12 protein-coding genes are annotated in these 17,085 nt (G+C 65.9%); 8 read left to right on the top strand and 4 right to left on the bottom strand.

What is annotated here, in order from left to right; genetic code table 11:
• The first annotated feature begins 98 nt into the window (after nt 1–98).
• Nucleotides 99–3,593, top strand: a complete 3,495-nt coding sequence (locus ABS767_RS06695) for an autotransporter domain-containing protein (RefSeq protein WP_408077573.1) — start codon at nt 99–101, stop codon at nt 3,591–3,593.
• A gap of 57 nt (nt 3,594–3,650) precedes the next feature.
• On the opposite strand, the gene ABS767_RS06690 is transcribed toward ABS767_RS06695, so the two are convergent.
• Nucleotides 3,651–4,385 (bottom strand): metallophosphoesterase family protein, encoded by a 735-nt coding sequence (locus tag ABS767_RS06690; RefSeq protein ID WP_408077572.1) that lies wholly within the window; start codon nt 4,383–4,385, stop codon nt 3,651–3,653.
• Nucleotides 4,382–5,215, bottom strand: coding sequence for a diacylglycerol/lipid kinase family protein (locus tag ABS767_RS06685; protein WP_408078661.1), 834 nt, complete (start codon nt 5,213–5,215; stop codon nt 4,382–4,384). Before ABS767_RS06685 ends, ABS767_RS06690 begins: the two co-directional genes overlap by 4 nt.
• A gap of 343 nt (nt 5,216–5,558) precedes the next feature.
• On the opposite strand from ABS767_RS06685, the gene ABS767_RS06680 reads away from it, so the two are divergent.
• From ABS767_RS06680 to ABS767_RS06650, 7 genes are all read left to right on the top strand, one after another.
• Nucleotides 5,559–6,497, top strand: a complete 939-nt coding sequence (locus ABS767_RS06680; RefSeq protein ID WP_408077571.1) for a hypothetical protein — start codon at nt 5,559–5,561, stop codon at nt 6,495–6,497.
• On the top strand, nt 6,478–7,020 hold the full coding sequence (locus tag ABS767_RS06675) for a DUF2141 domain-containing protein (RefSeq protein ID WP_408077570.1): 543 nt from the start codon (nt 6,478–6,480) through the stop codon (nt 7,018–7,020). Before ABS767_RS06680 ends, ABS767_RS06675 begins: the two co-directional genes overlap by 20 nt.
• Complete coding sequence (locus ABS767_RS06670; protein WP_408077569.1) at nt 7,007–8,167, top strand: glycosyltransferase; 1,161 nt, start codon at nt 7,007–7,009, stop codon at nt 8,165–8,167. Before ABS767_RS06675 ends, ABS767_RS06670 begins: the two co-directional genes overlap by 14 nt.
• A gap of 83 nt (nt 8,168–8,250) precedes the next feature.
• On the top strand, nt 8,251–8,844 hold the full coding sequence (locus ABS767_RS06665; RefSeq protein ID WP_408077568.1) for an RNA polymerase sigma factor: 594 nt from the start codon (nt 8,251–8,253) through the stop codon (nt 8,842–8,844).
• Nucleotides 8,828–9,805 carry a FecR family protein gene (locus ABS767_RS06660; protein ID WP_408077567.1) on the top strand — a complete coding sequence of 326 codons (978 nt, stop codon included), beginning with the start codon at nt 8,828–8,830 and terminating at the stop codon, nt 9,803–9,805. Before ABS767_RS06665 ends, ABS767_RS06660 begins: the two co-directional genes overlap by 17 nt.
• Nucleotides 9,802–12,168, top strand: a complete 2,367-nt coding sequence (locus ABS767_RS06655; protein WP_408077566.1) for a secretin and TonB N-terminal domain-containing protein — start codon at nt 9,802–9,804, stop codon at nt 12,166–12,168. The genes ABS767_RS06660 and ABS767_RS06655 overlap by 4 nt, the downstream gene beginning before the upstream one ends.
• The gene (locus ABS767_RS06650) at nt 12,155–12,901 is read left to right on the top strand and encodes a DUF2334 domain-containing protein (RefSeq protein ID WP_408077565.1); all 747 of its coding nucleotides are present in this window, start codon (nt 12,155–12,157) and stop codon (nt 12,899–12,901) included. Before ABS767_RS06655 ends, ABS767_RS06650 begins: the two co-directional genes overlap by 14 nt.
• A gap of 193 nt (nt 12,902–13,094) precedes the next feature.
• Here the strand turns inward: ABS767_RS06650 and ABS767_RS06645 are convergent, their stop codons facing one another.
• Both ABS767_RS06645 and ABS767_RS06640 read right to left on the bottom strand, forming a co-directional pair.
• Nucleotides 13,095–14,132, bottom strand: coding sequence for a PLP-dependent cysteine synthase family protein (locus ABS767_RS06645; RefSeq protein ID WP_408078660.1), 1,038 nt, complete (start codon nt 14,130–14,132; stop codon nt 13,095–13,097).
• Between the two features lie 138 nt (nt 14,133–14,270).
• Nucleotides 14,271–17,060, bottom strand: a complete 2,790-nt coding sequence (locus tag ABS767_RS06640; RefSeq protein ID WP_408077564.1) for a M16 family metallopeptidase — start codon at nt 17,058–17,060, stop codon at nt 14,271–14,273.
• Nucleotides 17,061–17,085 lie beyond the last annotated feature (25 nt).

Raw genomic sequence — 17,085 nt, 5'->3', positions numbered from 1 at the left:
TCCGCTCCTTGGCGTTCGGGGTTGACCCGCGTCGTCAGCGACCTAGCCTGCCCCCATCGAAGCGCGCCTGCTGAGCCGCGCAAAAAATGGGGAATATCATGATCTTCGCTCGCAAGACGCGCGCATCGCTGCTGCTCTCGGCGGCTGGACTGAGCCTGTGCGCACTCGCCGCGCCTGCCCAAGGGGCACAGGGCGACTTCCCGTCCGCTCCCCTGCCCATCTTGGATGCGGACGAAGCTCTGCTCGAGCCACAAACGAGTTCGGCGACGGTCGGAGTCCAGACCGGCAGCCTGGTCGCGCAGCCTGCGCCGCAGACCGTCCGCATCGATCCGGTCGCGCCCGATCCTGCCATCGTGATCGGCTATCCGGGCACTCCGACCACGGCGCGCGATCCGGTCAACATCACCGGCGTCGGGCAGATGATCGTCGATCAGGGTGGTGGCTTCATCGGCCTGTGCACCGCGACGCTGATCAACCCGCGTGCGGTGATCTTCGCGGCGCACTGCGTCAACGACGCTGCCGCGACCGATTATGGTGCGAATTCGGGCGGCATCGCGATCGGCTTCGGATTCGAAGCCAATACCCGCGCCAACGCACCGGGTGAGACCGACGAGCTGGTGCGCTGGCTGCTCGGCGGCCCGGGCGGCGCAGGCCGGTACCAGACCAACACCGCGCAGGCCTTCTACAACGCCAACGCGGTCGCCTATAATCCGCTCTCGCTCGAGCCCGAGGCGAACAGCTTCCTCTATGGCGATGTGGCGATCGCCTCGCTCGATACTCCGGCCGAGGGTATTCCGACCTGGGCGCTGCTCTTCTCCCCGCTTCCCGCGACGCCGGGCGGGGCCGAGGGCACCGGCTATCATGTCGATATCACCGGCTATGGCCGCAACGGCACCGGCGACACCGGTTCGATCGGCAGCGATTATCGTCGCCGCGCGGCGGAGAACATGCTCGGCGCGCTCGCATCGATCGACGATTTCGAAGGGTTCATCTTCGGCGGCGCGTCGGGCACGCTCCCGCAAAATCTCTACTGGATCGATTTCGACGATCCCCGCCGCGGCACCGCCGATGCCGACCCGCGCGATTTCAACGCCTGGCGCGACAATGCGACCCCGAACGAAGGCATCACCGCGAGCGGCGATTCGGGCGGCCCGCTGATCCTCGACAACACGTTCGCGCGCCAGGTCGTGATCGGCGTCCTGTCGGGCGGCTATACCCGCTTCTTCAACGGCGCGCCCGCCAACGGCTACGGCACCGCCAGCTTTTACCAGCCGCTCTATCTCTATTGGGACTGGATCGCGGCGAACAATCCCTATCGCTACGTCACCAACATCGCGGGCGACCGTAACTGGACCGACAGCGCCAACTGGGTTTCTACCGTCGATCCGAATTACCAGATCATCGGGCCCAATGGCGAGCTGATCAACGGCGTTCCGGGTCTGACCGGCGAACAAAATAGCGGGACGGATGGCAGCTTCGGCGAAGCATGCTTCGAATCCGGGGGCGTCAGCGAATGCTATAACTACGCGACCGACACCTACACGCTCGATTTCCGCCCGATCGGTACCGGCGATGCCGGACGGCTGAGCAATGGCGCCGGTTCCGCGACGATCGCCGACCTGCGCGACGGGTCCGCCACCGGCTTTATCGACGGGACCGACCCCGCTCCTCAGGCGGACGCGCTGCCGACTCCGGCGGCGACGATCGACAACGGCCTGCCCGGCGCGACCGATTTCGTGCCGAACAACAGCGACGGCGATCGCGAAAACGGTGTCCTGCCGCGCTATTTCGACGTGACGCTGGCGGCGGCCGGCACCACGACGCTGAACACCGCAGTGACCGTCGACCGCTTCACCCTCGCAGGCGTGCAGGCGGGGCTGAACATCACCTCGACCGGATCGCTCACGTCGCTGATGGACGTGACGCAGATGATCGGCACGCTGAACGTCGACGGCGTGCTCAGCGCGCCGAGCGACTTCCTGATCATGACCGGCGGCCTGTCGGGCACCGGTCAGATCAACGCGCCGTTCACGACCAGCGTCGCCGGCGTGATCGCGCCCGGCACCGCCACGACCGTCGGCACGCTGACGTTCAACGGCAACCTGATCCTGGCGTCGGGCACCAGCTATATCGTCAACCTCGCCAATGGTGGATCGGATCTGATCGCGGTCAACCAGGTCGATGGTGAGAACGGTATCGCGAATGTCGGTGGATCGCTGTCGCTGCGCTTCACCGAGGCGCTGCGCGCCAGCCAGACCTACACGATCCTGACCGCGGAGGGCGGGGTGACCGGCGCCTTTGCCGATCCGTCGGCAATCAGCGCGATCCTGACCCCGACGCTCAGCTACACCGACACTTCGGTCGAGCTGTCGATCGAGGCGGGCGCGTATACCGATGTGGTCGCGCCGTCCAATTCGGTCGCCTATGCCTATGCCCAGCTGCTCGATGCCAATCGCAGCCAGGCGGAACGCTATGACGGCTTCTACGGCCCGCTCGATCTTCAGGATGCGACGACGATCGTCGGCACGCTCAGCAGCCTCGCCCCCGCCAGCGAGACGACCGCGCTGACGCTCGGGATCGTCAGCACGGACACCAACGCGACCTTCATCCGCAACCGCCTGACCGGCCTCGACCCGGCCAATCTGGGCGGCACGCTGGCGCGCTACGGCCAGCCGGTGCAGGTCGCGGCGCTCAACATCAATCCGATGGGCGCAAATCCGGTCCGCAGCGATGCAGCAGCGCCGATGCAGGTCCAGGAGGGCGCGCTTCCCGAGACGATGAGCGCATTCGTGTCCGGCGGCTATCTCAACGGCGACGGTCGCCCGATGAGCGGCATGGGCGGGCGCGACCAGTTCGATGGCTGGTATATCGGGGGCGGTATCGAAGCTGCCGTCAACGACAGCGCGATGATCGGATTCGCGCTGACCTACACCGATACCGACGGCACCGCATCCTTCGCAGGCCAGTCGGCAAAGGGTGAGGCGGTGCAGGGCACGCTCTACGGCAAGCTGAACGCCGGCGGCGCGACGCTGGACGCGCAGGTCACCGCCGGTGCACTCGGCACCACCACGAAGCGCGCCGTGTCGTTCCTCGGCACGCCCTACACCCTGCGGGCCAAGGACAGCGCGCTGATCGTCGGTGGCGAACTGGGGCTCGGCTTCGATCTCGGCACCGACTCGTTCGAGGTCGCGCCGCGCATCGCCGGCCGCGTCACCCATATCGGCTTCGGCAGCGCGCTGGAGGAAGGCGGCCCGATGGCGCTCGACTATCAGCGCGACAGCTATGAGAGCTATCAGGCACGCGCCGGGGTCACTTTCGCCGCGAAGTCGGAGACGGTCCGGCCGTTCGTCACCGCCACCTATGTCCATGAATTCAACGACCGCGCGACCAGCGTGAACGCCAATCTGGTCGGCGGACTGGGCAATGGCGTCGCCTTCGCGCTCAACGGTCAGGACAAGGATTGGGCCGAGGTGTCGGGCGGACTGAGCTTCCGCACCGGTGCGGTGGATCTGTCGGTCTCGGCGGATACGACGATCGCGCGCGACGATCTGTCGGCACAGACCTATCGCGGATCGGTCACCTTCCGCTTCTGACCCGCGATTGCAACGAGGAGAGGTCGTCCCCTAGCGGGGGCGGCCTTTTCCATGCGCTCAGTCGGCCCCCATCTCGCGCACCCGAATGTCGATGGCCTCGTCGACCAGGCGGATCTCGTTGAACGACGGCCGCGTGTCCCGCACCCGCTCCGACAGCGTTCCGGCCCCGATCAGGCGAACCGGGCCGGCAGTGGTCGGATGCATGATATCGAACGGGTCGTGGACATGCCCGGTCAGCACGGCATGCGCGCCCGCCGCGGCAAGCGCCTCAAGCGCGCGCCGGCCGCCGCGCGTGCGCGACGTGCTGCGCGTCCCCGTGTCGACCAGTGGATGGTGGCAGGCGATGAGGACCCGGTGCCCGTCCGGCGAGGCCTCCACTTGCGCCAGCGTCGCGGATAGCGCGCGCCGCGTCACATTGCCCTTCGACCAGTTCAGCCGCATCTGGAACCGTGCCGTGGTCTTGAGCGGGACGATCGACAGGCCCGGCAGGTCGAGCGGGCGCTCGATCATCCGTTCGAGCGCGCGGTACCGGCGATAGGGCGTGACGAAGCGAGCCCAGAGATTGAAATAGGGCAGGTCGTGATTACCGACCTCCACGGTTATCGGCCGCTCCAGCCCCTCCAGCCACGCCTGGGCCGCGGCGAACTCGGCGGCACGCGCGCGCATCGTCAGGTCGCCGGTCACGATCACCGCGTCGGGCTGCTCTGCCGCCACGCGTCCGGCGAACCAGTCGAGCGCCGCGCGGTCCTCGGCACCGAAATGAATGTCGCTGACATGAAAGAGTCGCTTCATCGCGCATCGCTCCGCGTTGACAGAAACATGGGCGCGGTCGTTCCGCCGGTGACGGCGACGCCCGGATCGAGCGTCACCGGCTCGCCGTCGAACAGCGCGAGCACCGGGCGCCCGCTCACTGGTTCCAGCCGCGCCGCCCGACGATGCGTCACGGCGCGTGCCGCGATCCAGTCGCCAGTCAGCCAGTTCCAGCCGAGCTCGGCAATTGTCGACCAGTCGCGCGCATCGATCGCATCGACCTGCAGCCCCTCCGCCGCCGGCGCGACGAACACCGCCTGATAGCGATCATCCATCCCGGGAACCCCGCGCACACCGATCCCGCGGCCAAAGCTGCGCCGCCACGCGTTGCGAGTCGCGCCCCAGGTCCGCGAAAGGCGGCCGGCGCGTGCCGCTTCGCGTGCCCTGCCCCATTGCGCGGCCGGACCGAGGATCAGCCCGACAAAGGCGCGGTGCGGGCCTGCCTCGACAAAGTTCATCGCGACGCGGCGTGCCCGTTCGTGCGCGGCATGGACGATCGCCGCGGGATCGGCCTCGTCATGCAGGGCCTTGGCGAGAAGGTTCATCGTGCCGCCCGGCAGGATCAGGAAGGCCCCGTCCCAATCCGCCAGCGCGCACAGTGCAGCGTTGATCGTCCCGTCACCCGCGAATAGGACCACGGTGTCGACACCTTCGGCAGCGAGCGTCGCGCCATCCGGGATGGGCTCCTCGGGAAAAGCCGTCCGACCGGCGAGATGCAGCCCGCGTTCGTCGAACACGGCTTCCAGCGCCGTGCATTTCGCCGCGGTGGCCGATCCCGATCCGGGGTTGGTGATAAACCACAATCGCTCCATGCCCGCCCAACGCACGGAATTCCAAAAGGCGCCGCCCTTCCCCCAAAAAGGGGGCGACAGCGGCCGCCCCTTTCGTGTCTGCAACGATCGTCAGCATCGGCGATACTGGCGCCGCTGCGCTGGGCCTGATGGCCGCCCGGGGGTTAGAGGCGTGCTGCTAGCGCTGACCGTCGAGCGACAAAAGATGAAGGCTAGGGTCGGCGGTGCCGCACGATTTCGGTCGTCCATGCCGGCGCCCCTTCGTTCATCGATGCAAGGGCGGGCAGCCGAAGACGCGCAGCGATGTGCGGGTACCATATGACGGCGGCGTCTAAAGGGTCTTAGCAACCGACAAGGCCCCGGAATGACCGATCAGACGCTTTCGCTGGCACCCCCCGGACCATGTTCATTCGAACCACAGGATCGCGCAGCGATGCCGGCCTGGGCGGGCGTTTTCGGCACAATCCTGACCGCAATGATCGTGAGCGCGGCCATCTACCAGGCGCGTGATTTCGACCTTGCGCAGATATCCGGGCTGGTGCCGACATCGCCGGTCTTCTGGAGCCTGTTCGTTATCAGCTATCTGCTCGGTCCGGCAGCGGACTGGCTGATATTTCGACGCCTTTGGGGCGTTGGCGCCGACGCCCTGGGCGCTCTGATCCGCAAGCTGCTCTACAACGAGCTGCTCCTCAACTACTTGGGAGAAGTCTATTTCTATGGGTGGGCGCGGCGTAACCTCAGATTCGCGACGGCGCCCTTCGGGGCAGTCAAGGATGTCGCCCTCCTCTCCGCCGTCGCGGGCAATGTCGCAACGCTATTCTTCCTCTGCCTCACCTTTCCCTTCCTAAGGCTGTTGCCGATCCACGATCATGCCACCGCCCTCGGCTGGTCTCTCGCCTTTGCAGTCGGCACGTCGCTCGCGGTCATGCTGCTGCGCCGCTCGCTCTTCTCGCTCAGCCGGGAAGAGCTCAAGTCCGTGCTATCCGTCCATCTCATTCGGATCCTGACCGCCACCTTCCTGTCCGCGGTTCTGTGGCACCTCGTACTCCCCGACGTCGCGCTGGGCTGGTGGCTCATCTTGTCGACGGCGCGACTCTTGGTCTTTCGGCTTCCCTTCGTGCCAAACAAGGAAGTCGCGTTCGCCGGACTAGCGGTGCTTGTGCTCGGCGGTGACGTGGAGATTTCCGCGTTAATGGCACTCATGGCGGTTCTCGTCCTCTCCGCACATGTGCTGGTCGGGACGGGTTTCGTGGTGGCAGATCTGCTTTCGAAGGGGAGCCGCAATGACTTGGCTGCTCGCTAGCCTCATCGCCAGCTTACCGGCTGATACCCCCGTCCCCTCATCGCCGGACCTCGGGACAGCGGAAGGCAAATGCCGTCCCCATGAATTCGGTCCGTCATTTCTGGTCGACGTGATCGGCCTCAGGGATCGTCGCGGCAGGTTGAAGCTGGAAGTCTATCCGGAAAACGATGCCGATTTCCTGGCTGACGACAATATCCTGGTCTCGGCGGGCAAGACATTCCGCAGGGTCGAACTGCCGACACCTGCTTCGGGACCGGTGCGGCTTTGTGTCCGCGTCCCCTCCGCGGGACGTTATGCGGTTAGCCTGCTGCACGACCGGGACAGCAACCGGAAATTCGGCTGGCGTGTCGATGGAATAGGGTTTGCGGGCAATCCAAGGCTCGGATGGAGCAAGCCTGATGCTGTCCAGGCCAGCGCCGACGCGCTCAGCGGCCCGACACGCATCGAGATCGTGATGAACTATCAGCGCGGCTTCGGCATGCGCCCGATAAAAGGACCGGAGACTGTCGATGAAAATCGTTGATGTCTGCGCGTTCTACTCCCCCCGTGGTGGAGGCGTTAAGACTTATGTCAGCCAGAAGCTGTCCGTCGCGGAACGCCTGGGACAGGACATCACGATCCTGGCGCCCGCCGACGAAGACACGGTGGTGGAGTTCGGTCCGCATGCCCGTATCCAGACAATCGCCTCCCCACGTTTCCCGCTCGATCGGAAATATTGGTACTTCAACGCGGAACGAACTCTCCATGCAGCGCTGGACCGCCTGGCGCCGGATTTCGTCGAAGCGTCCTCGCCATGGCGAAGCCCGCTCCTGGCAGCGACCTGGCGGCCAGATATCCCCAAGGCGCTCATCCTGCATGCCGACCCGCTGTCGGCCTATGCATATCGATGGCTGGAACCGCTCGTCAGTCGCGAGACGATCGACCGGCGGTTCGCGCGCTATTGGCATCATCTGCGTCGTCTCGGGCGCCTGTACGATGCCGTCGTCTGCGCGAGTGAGGATTTGGCTTCGCGCATGAAGGCGGGCGGTGTCGCCAATGTCGTCACGGTGCCGATGGGGGTCGAGCCGCACCGTTTCTCGGCACGCAAGCGAGACGAGAACCTGCGCGCGCGACTTCTCGCACAATGCGATCTCGGCCCCGACGCGACACTGCTCGTCGCGGCTGGCCGACTCGCCCCGGAAAAGCGTGTGCCAATGCTGGTGGAGGCGGTGACGATCGCAGGTCGGCAGCGTCCGTTCGGCCTCGCGATCTTCGGCGAAGGCCGGGACAAGACAAATATTCTGCGGTCGATCGGCGGCAATCCTCATGTGCGGCTGTTTCACCCCGAACGGGATCGAGAAAAATTTGCCCGTATCCTGGCAAGCGCCGATGCGCTTCTGCATGGCTGTGAAGCGGAAACATTTTGCATGACCGCAGCGGAGGCCCGCGCCAGCGGGGTCCCTGTAATCGTTCCCGATCGCGGCGGTGCCGCAGATTTTGCCAAGGCCGATATGGGGCGATCGTACCGAGCGGCGGATCACGACGCGCTGATGCGCGCGATCCTGACCCTGCCGGACCGCTTCGCTCCACATTCCGGCGATCGCACGGTGCGCGTGATGGACGATCATTTTTCGGCGCTGTTCGAGATCTACAAGGGCATGCTCCAGCGCAGTCATGTGGCTGCGGCGTGAGAATGGCAGTGTCGCAATGCATCCTGTCTTCGACCGCGACATCCCCGTTGCCCGGGTGGCGGGGGGGGCTTTATGGGAGTGCTATGTCACGTCGTGACGAATCTTCTTTCGCGACCGATACGGGCCTTGCGCAATTGCTGGGCGAGATTCGCGCCGACTTGTCGCGCTTCCTGGTCGCGCGCCAATGCGAGCCGGCCGAAGTCGACGATCTGTTGCAGGAGCTGTACGTCAAGGTGACCGGCGCGCGGACCGGCCCGATTGGCCATCCGCGGGCCTATCTCTATCGGATGGCGAACAACCTGCTCCACGACCATCGCCGCGGACGACGTCGGCAGCAGGAACGAGAGGATCACTGGACGCGCAGCCGGATCGGCCAGGATCTCGAGACCGACCAGACGCCTTCACCCGAACAGCGTGCGATCGCGCGCGACGAACTCGCGCGGGTGAACGCCGCCATCGCATCGATGCCGGATCGGACGGCGCAGATTCTGAAGATGTATCGGCTCGACGGGATGTCCCAAAAAGCCATCGCCACCAGCCTGAACCTGAGCCTGAGCGCCGTCGAGAAGCATCTGCAGCGCGCATATCACAAGCTTATCCTCGTGCGCGGGGAACTGGACGACGGGTTTCAGACGCAGGCGCCGCGGAAGGAGGCCGACGATGTCAGCGCGTCTTGATCGTGCCGTGATCGAGCAGGCAATCGCCTGGCACCTGCGCCTGCAGGACGGCGACGCGGACGCCTGGATCGAATTCACGGAGTGGCTGGAAGCGGATCCGGCGCACAATCAGGCATATGAAGCGGTGGTTGACGACGATGCGCGCGTGTCCGGGCTGCTCGCGCGCGCAAGCTTTCCCACCGGCCACGACCAGGGCGGGCCAGTCGGCAGCGCCGACGCATTGTTCGAGGAAGGCGGCGACGCTTCGGTTCGTCGATCCGGATGGCGCTGGGGTGCGGTGGCCGCATCGATAGCGGTTGCCGGCCTGTTCGGCGTTCAGATGCTGTCCGAGGAGGACAGGCGCTATGCCGTCGAGACTCCGGCTGGCGAGACGCGCCGCCTGTCCCTTGCAGACGGGAGCGAAATCCAGCTCAACGGCGGCACCCGGATCGTGCTCGACAGGAAGGATGCCCGATCGGTGGAGCTCGCCCATGGCGAGGTGCGACTGATCGTGAGACACGACGAGTCCGATCCGTTCGTGGTGGTCGCGGGCGAACAGCGTCTGATCGATCTGGGAACCGTGTTCAACGTGATCCGCACCGATCGACAGCTTCGCGTCGCGGTATCGGAAGGCGCGGTGCGGTACGAAGGCGCGGTCCGATCGGTCGATCTCCGGCCCGGGGATAGCCTTGCGACGGACGGCCTCGGAAAGGTCGAGGTCTCACAAAAGCCGATTGCGGCGATCGGCAGCTGGGCAGACGGAAAGCTGGTTTATGACCAGGCCCCGCTGGGTGAGGTCGCGGACGACCTGTCGCGGTCGGTCGGCATCTCGCTCGAGCTTCCGCAGGCGATGCGTGCCAGGCGCTTTTCCGGGGTGATTCACATCGGCGGAAAGCGGGAAGCGCTGCGCGACAGGCTGGAAGAGCTGATGGGCGAGACCATCGTCGCCGACGGAACGCGCTGGTCCGTCGAAGCGCGGTGATCGGCCGATTGTCTTTGGTCGGTGCGCCGATCGTCTGCGCGGCTGCCGTCGTCCCGGCGCAGGCTGCCCAGAAGATCGCGTTGGACGTCCGTCCAGGGCCGTTGAACGTGGCGCTGGTGTCGTTCGCCGTCCAGGCGGGCGTCTCCGTCGATACCAGCGACCCCGCATTGAGGACGGTCCAGTCGAGCGGGCTGCGGGGACGGTTCACGGTGCGCGAAGGGTTGCGCCGACTGTTGCGGGGAACCGGGTTCGGCTTTCGGATTTCGCGCGGGGATGTCGTGAAACTGTTTCGCGAGCCCGCCCGACGCGCGACGCCGGGCCGGCGCAAGCCTCCGCAGCCTGAGGCGCTTCCCCCCCAGGCCGAGCTCCCACCCGAGGAGGTCATCGTCACGGCAAGCAAGCAGGACATCACACGCGAGGACTATCCCGGGGCGTTTCATTCGGCGCCGTTCGATGAGGCCGAGAGCCTTCATTCGGGCAGCCGGGGCAGTGAACTCTTGCTGCGCGACCTTCCGAACCTCGCTTCGACCAATCTCGGATCGGGGCGTAACAAGATCTTCGTCCGGGGCATTGCCGACAGCAGTTTCAACGGCCAGCTGCAGTCCACAATCAGCCAGTATTTCGGGGAGAGCCGGCTCACCTACAGCGCTCCCGATCCTGACCTGGCGCTGTACGACATCAGAAAGGTCGAGGTCGTCGAAGGTCCGCAAGGGACGCTCTATGGCGCAGGATCGCTGGGCGGCGTCATCCATATCGTGCCCCGGGCGCCCGTACTTGGCGCGTTTCAGGCCCGGGGAACGGCCGCGCTTGCAGTGACCGACGGAAAATGGGGCGGAGACGCCGCGCTCGTCGCCAATATCCCGATCGGCGCGCGCGCCGCCGCCCGAATAGTCGGATATCGCATCATCCGGCCCGGCTATATCGACGATGCCGAACGTGGCCTCTCCGACGTCAATCGCACGAGCGTGGTCGGCGTGCGGACGACCGTTCGGATGGCGTTCAGCGATGGGCTGAGCATCGAGGCGGGGATCGTGTCGCAGGACACCGGCAGCAGCGACGGCCAATATACCGACGCCCCGCATGCCTCAGCCCTCACCCGTCGATCCGCGCTCGCGCAGCCATTCGACAATGACTATCGCCTGGGCTTCGCAACCGTCCGGTCCGATCTCGGATTCGGCAAGCTCGTGTCGAACACGAGCTATATCTATCATTCGATCAATACGGTTTTCGATGCGACACCCGCGACCGCGCCGGTTCCGATCCTGTTTCATGAGGATATGGAAGTGCGGCTGCTGTCGCACGAAACGCGAATTTCCGGATCGACGCGCTGGATCTCGAACTGGGTGTCGGGCCTCTCGATCGCCCATAATGTCACGCGCATAGACCGCGTTCTCGGCCCGGTAGATGCGCTCGCCGCGATCTCCAAGGTCCGGTCGGAAACGCTGGACGCGGCGGTGTTCGGCGAAGCAACGCTGCCGCTCTGGCATACGGTTTCGATCACCGGCGGGGGGCGGCTGTCCCTGTTCGAGCGATTCGACGATTTCGCGACCGCACGGGGCGAAGCTGCAGCGGAACCGGCCCGCCCGCTGATACGGTTCCTGCCCACCGCCGCGCTGTCGTTCAAACCCCGCAAGGGCATGATCGGCTATCTCCGTTATCAGGAAGGCTTCCGGCCGGGGGCGCAGCAACTGACCGGAAGCGGCGATCAGACCGAGGTGACCAGCTTCCGGCCGGACGGCGTCCGCACGGCGGAGATTGGCATGCGCTTCGGCAACGCCGCCAACGCGCGCCTGTCGGGCGGCCTGTCATATGCCTATTCGCGATGGGACCGGGTGCAGGCAGATCTCGTAACGGATGCCGGATTCCCCTATGTCGCCAATCTGGGTACGGCGCAGATCCACTATGTGTCCGCCAATCTCGTCTGGCTGGCAGCATCGAACTTCAGCCTCGAGCTCTCCGCGTTCAACACGACCAGCAAGCTCGACCGGTCCATCGGTGAAGATCAGGCCGACGCCGAAGGCAATCTGCCCAATGTCGCCGATAGCGGTGGACGACTGACCGCGCGTTTCGAACCCTGGATCGCCAACCGGAAACTCACCCTCGAGGGGTCAGTGGGGTATACCGGCACATCGTATCTGGGCGTGAGGGCTCCGTTCGACCTTGCGCAGGGAGACTATCTGGACGCCGCGATCGGAGCACGGGCCGACTTCGGGCGCTGGGGCCTTTCCGTGGACGTCGAGAACCTGATGGACAGCCGGGCCAACCGCTTTTCCTACGGCAATCCCTTCTCGGTCGCCGAAGGGAACCAACGCACCCCGCTGAGGCCCAGAACGGTAAGGATCGGGATCAATGCCGGCTTCTGACGCGCGCTCGCTGCTCGCATCCATTCACGACGTGGGTCCGGGAGCGGAACGCCAGGTGGACCGGCTGGCCGGACTGCTCACGGACGCGCTCGACGGCGCGCGATTTGCCATGCTTGTCGTACCCGACCACTGGGCGGGATACCCGATCCGTTCGGGCACTGCGTTCGCGAACCGCCTCAGAACATGGTCCGACAGCGGGATCGAGATGTTCGTCCACGGTTGGTATCACAAGGATATGGCGGAGCATCGGGGCCTAGCGCGTCTGAAGGCCAGATACATGACGGCGAGCGAGGGCGAGTTTCTCGGCCTGTCGCGCGACGAGGCAGCCCGCAGAATGGAAGACGGGCGCGCGCTGGTCGAGGATATCATCGGTCGCAAGGCTTGCGGGTTCATCGCGCCGGCCTGGCTGTATGGATCGGGAGCGATGGCCGCCTTGCGTGACAGCAGCTTCGATCTTGCCGAGGATCATATGAAGGTGTGGATACCGCAGACCGGCGAGGTGCTCGCACGCGGGCCGGTGATCACCTGGGCCAGCAGGTCGACCGCCAGAACGGCAGCCTCGCTCGCCGTCGCGGCGCTCGCCCGTCAGGCGTTGCATCCGCTGCGCAGCGTGCGTGTCGCCGTGCATCCGGGCGACGTCACCAAGGCTTCGATCTTGTCCAGTATCGAGGAGACGCTGAAGTGCTTCGCCCGCCGCCGCCAGGTGGGAAGCTACCGCTCGCTTCTGGCTTGAGTGCCGGGCCGGAGCTGGGCCTGTCGAATTTGGCGCGAACCCGTCACTTCAGTACTCGACATATGAACGCGCGACACCGGCGCGGACGCCTGGCACCCACCCAAGCCGACGCGGCGAGCCGGTTGCGCGCTGAATCGGTACCGGTGCGCCGTTGCAGCCCGGCGACTGCGCCGCACGCGCCGGTGTCGAAGCCTCAGCGGCTTTGCAAGGTCTGCCGGATCCGGGCTGCGGATGGTGCCCAGTCCAGATCGCGCGCGGCGAGCCACGCATCGTCATAATAGGTGCAGCCATAGCGTTCGCCGCTGTCGCACAGCAGCGTGACGACCGACCCGCGTTCGCCAGCCGCGGCCATCTCCTCGATCAACGTTGCGCACGCCACCATGTTGGTGCCGGTCGATCCGCCGACGCGCCGCCCGAGATGTTCGGACAGCGCGCGCATGGCGCCGATGCTGTCCGCGTCCTCCACCGCGACCATGCGATCGATCACGCACGGCATGAAACTTGGCTCCACCCGCGCGCGCCCGATGCCTTCGATGCAGCTCGTGCAGCCGTCCGACAGCTCGAGCACGTCCGGCTCGGCATAATGGCGGTGAAACACCGACCCGATCGGATCGGCGACGCACAGCCGCGTCGCGTGACGCTGATATCCGATATAGCGGCCGATCGTGGCCGAAGTACCGCCGGTCCCCGCGCCGCATACGATCCACGCCGGCACCGGCGCTTCTTCCGTCGCCATCTGGGTAAAGATGCTCTCGGCGATGTTGTTGTTTCCGCGCCAGTCCGTCGCCCGCTCGGCATAGGTGAACTGGTCGAGATAATGCCCCCCGGTATCACGGGCGAGCCGATGCGCGACGGTGTCGAGCGTGCGCGGGTCCTCGACGGCATGGATCTCGCCGCCGTGAAAGCGGATCGCATCGAGCTTCGGCGCCGCGGTGCTCGCCGGAACGACGGCGATGAAGCGCAGGCCCAGCATTTTCGCGAAATAAGCTTCGCTGACGGCGGTCGAGCCCGACGAGGATTCGATCACGCACGTGTCCGGCCCGATCCAGCCGTTGCAGAGCGCATAGAGGAACAGCGAACGCGCCAGGCGGTGCTTGAGGCTGCCGGTCGGGTGGCTGCTTTCGTCCTTGAGATACAGCGTGATCCCGGGATGGCGCGGCAAATCGACTCGGATCAGGTGCGTGTCGGCGGACCGGTGATAGTCCGCCTCGATGCGCCGGATCGCCTCCATCCGCCATGCCCGCTGCGAGGGCCCGAGCGCCGTGCGCGCGCCCGGGCGTGCGGAGGGACGCGTGGTTTCGCCGTGGAGAGTCATCGCTGTCGTCACCCCGAATAGCCCCGCAAGCCGGAGCGCGCGGACTGATATCCGTTAGCGCAGGCGCTTTCCATAAGCGTCGACCACCTCGACCTCCCCCAGTCCGAGCTTTCGGATATCCGCCTCGATCGTCGACAGGTCGCCGATCACGATCCAGGTCAGTTCCTTCGGTCGGAACAGGCCGCGCGCGGCCGACCGGACCTGATCGGGCGTCAACGCCTGCACCCGGCCGACATAGCCGTTCCAATAGTCGTCGGGCAGACCATATTCGAAGCTGTCGGCGTAGAAGCCCTTCATCCCGCCAGGTCCTTCGAGTTGCGCGGGCAGCCCCAGCAAAAGCGAATTCTTGGCGGCGGCGATCTCTTCGTCGGTGGGCGGGCGCGTGGTCGCGATCTCGCGGATCTCACGATCGATCTCGCGCATCGCGTCGACGGTCTTGTCGGCTTGCACCGAGCCGCCCGCCTCGATCATTCCGATCAGTGGGGCGGACTCGATGCTCGACGACGCGCCATAGGACCACCCCTTTTGCTCGCGCAGGTTCATATTGAGCCGCGATAGGAAGTGACCGCCCAGCACGGTGTTCGCCACCCTGCGCACTTCGAAATCGGGATCGGTGCGCGGGCCACCGGCCTGCAGGACCTTGATGATGCTGGACTTCGCTCCGGGCTGATCGATCAGGACGACGCGCGGGCCGGCAGGGCGTTCGGGCGGCGCCAGTGCCGGCTTCGTGGGCAGCGGTGCAGACGGCGCCTTCCACTCCCGCAGTCGGCGCTCCAGCTCGGGAACGAGTTCCGCAAGCGTGGTGTCGCCGACGACGAGCAGCGTCGCATTGTCGGGACGCACCCAGCGTTCATAGAAGCCACGCAAGTCGGCGGTGGTCAGCTTCTGGATCGTTTCGGGCGTCAGGCGCGCGGCATAGGGATGGTCCTCGCCCACGACATAGCGCGGGGCGAGGCGGCGGAATTTGCCGGTGGGTGTGAGGCTGCTTTCCTCATAGCCGCGGACGAACCGCTCCTGCTTGCGCGTCCATTCGTCCTGCGGGAAGGTGGGATTGAGCAGGACATCGGCGTAGAGATCGAGCGTCTCGTCGAGATTCGCCTTGAGCGCCTCCATCGAATAGCGCGTATCCTCCTGCGCGACCGTCCAGTAGACGCTTCCCCCCAGCCGTTCGAGCGCGGTCGCAATGTCGTCGCGCGAGCGCGTCGCAGTGCCTGCGATCGTCAGCGAGAACCCTTCCGACAGGCCGACCGAGGCGGGGTTGCGGTCGGGCAGTGCGCCGCCGTCGAAATACATCGTCATCGAGACGGTCGGCACGTCGTGACGCTCGGCCAGGGCGATCTTCAGCCCATTGGACAGGGTGGCGCGCTGAAGCGCAGGCAGGGCGAAATCGGCCATCGTGCCGATCGCCGGCTTGGTCGCGCGATCCACTGCTGCGCCGGATACGGCATATTTCGGCACCGCCCGGGCCTCGACGATCAGGGCGCCCTCGGAAATCCACTGGCGCGCGGCCGCAACCGCCTGAGCGGGCGTGACGGCGAGGGTGCGCTGCTGGCGCGCCGCATCGTCGCCCGGGTCTCCGGCAAACAGCTCGCTTTCCGCAAGCCGCGACGCGAGGCCGAGCACCCCTGCCTGCGCGCGTACCGTGCCCGCGTAACGGCTGCGCTTGTAGCGCTCCACCGCTTCGGCGGTCGGCCCGGTTCGCAGATAGGCGGCGATCTCTTCGTCGAGCGCCGCTTCGAGCCGATCGAGGCCGACACCCGGCCTGGCGGTAGCATTGACCTGAAAGATCGAACCGAGCGCCATGGACGACACCCCCGCCCGAACTTCGCTCGCGAGCTTGCGCTCGAGCACGAGACGCCGGTGAAGGAAACTGCTCTGGCCCTCGCCCATCGTTTCCGCGGCGATCTTCAGCATCGGTATCTGCGGATCGTTGCGACCCGGAACGTTCCAGAATTTGAACAGGATCGGGTTGGCGATCTGCACATCCATCTGCACGCGCGTGTCCCCCGTCCGCCTGGCGGGCCAGTCCTTGACCCGGTTGATCGGCGGGCCCGCGGGGATGTTCCCGAAATAGCGCGCGACTTTTTCCCGCGCCTGCGCAACGGTGACGTCGCCCGAGAGCACCAGCACCGCGTTGTTGGGACGGTACCAGGTGTTGAAGAACGCGCGGACATCGTCGAGGGTCGCGGCGTTGAGGTCGTCCATCGACCCGATCGGCTCCCAGCTATAGGGGTGTCCGGCGGGATAGCTGCCCCGCGTCAGGACTTCGCCCATCCTGGCGAGCGGCTGGTTCTCGCGCTGGCGCTTTTCGTTCTGGACGACCTTGCGCTGCTCGTCGAGCTTGGCCTGGTCAACCGCCGGAAGCAGGTTCGCCATCCGGTCGGACTCGAGCCACAGGACGCGATCAAGCGCTACGCTCGGCACGACCTGATAATATTTGGTCGTGTCGAAATCGGTCGTGCCGTTCGCGCTGGCGCCGACCTCGTTCATTTGTTCGAACCAGTCGGTATCGGCGTGCTGCGAGCCGTTGAACATCAGATGCTCGAACAGATGCGCGAACCCGGTGCGTCCGGGCGTCTCGTTCGCGCTGCCGACATGATACCATACGCCGACCGCCACGATCGGGGTCTTGTGATCCTCATGCACGATCACCGTCAGGCCGTTGGGAAGCACGAACCGCTCGAACGAGATCGGGATCGGCTTCATCTCGGGGGCCGCGGATGTCGCCTGTTTCACCACCGCAGCGGGCTTGCGCGGCGTCTTCTGCTGCGCAGACGCCCCCGCCATGGCGACCCACCCGAGCAGCAGGGCAAGGGGAATGGCGGAAGAGGACCGAACCTTCATGACGTTCTCCAGATACGCGGGAGGA

Origin of the sequence: Sphingomonas plantiphila, from assembly GCF_046000505.1 — a bacterium.
Taxonomy (GTDB): Bacteria; Pseudomonadota; Alphaproteobacteria; order Sphingomonadales; family Sphingomonadaceae; genus Sphingomonas; species Sphingomonas plantiphila.
This window is presented reverse-complemented; position numbering and strand designations above follow the sequence as displayed.